This is a genomic window from Mesorhizobium sp. M7A.F.Ca.CA.002.09.1.1 (assembly GCF_003998555.1).
Taxonomy (GTDB): domain Bacteria; phylum Pseudomonadota; class Alphaproteobacteria; order Rhizobiales; family Rhizobiaceae; genus Mesorhizobium; species Mesorhizobium ciceri.
This window is the reverse complement of the sequence record NZ_RZRR01001523.1, coordinates 1-580: the sequence shown is the minus strand read 5'-3', so window position 1 is coordinate 580 and position 580 is coordinate 1. Positions and strand designations below refer to the sequence as shown.

The window sequence follows — 580 nt, the reverse complement described above, 5'->3', positions numbered from 1 at the left end:
CGGTTGTTGAGCGCCATGACCAGGTGCGGCGCGAGCCCGCCTATCACATATCCGGCTCCCCAGCGCCATCGTCCATCATTTACGTCCTTCCGGGCGGAAATTTTGCGAAATATTTTCAGCTACTTGCGGGTGCATTCTCATGCCCCCTCGCATCGGGCGGTATGAAATCGCTATCTCCGCGGGGATTGGAGGGCCAGCGGCGACGCCGCTCATTGCGCACATCACGCAGGCGTTTCCCGCCATTTTGGCTTTCGCGCAACACTGCGATGGCCGCAGCGGGGCGCCGATCACATTTCGACTCGACAGGACTTAGTTCTGCCGCACTCTGCCTGTCCGGGAGGTATCGTGAGGATAGACAGGCCTTTCGGCCGGAGTTGGAAATTCAGGCGTGCCTTTGAAGAAGATTTTTACCGTTGTCCTGGCCTTGTTCGTCGCCGGCTGCGCCGGCCAGCAAACACAGGAATTGCTTGGCAGCGCCATGGTGTCCGCGCCGGTGACGGAGATCGCCGGCAACCACTCGATCTTCATCGCCACGACGCGCAAGAAATCCGACGATCCCAACAAGGTTTTCGACGGCGAA

The 580-nt window shown here is 59.7% G+C and carries 1 pseudogene; it reads left to right on the top strand.

Annotation, left to right across the window (positions count from 1 at the left end):
- Positions 1 to 388: 388 nt before the first annotated feature.
- Positions 389 to 580 (top strand): annotated as a pseudogene (locus EN994_RS34430) (hypothetical protein); the annotation flags it as partial.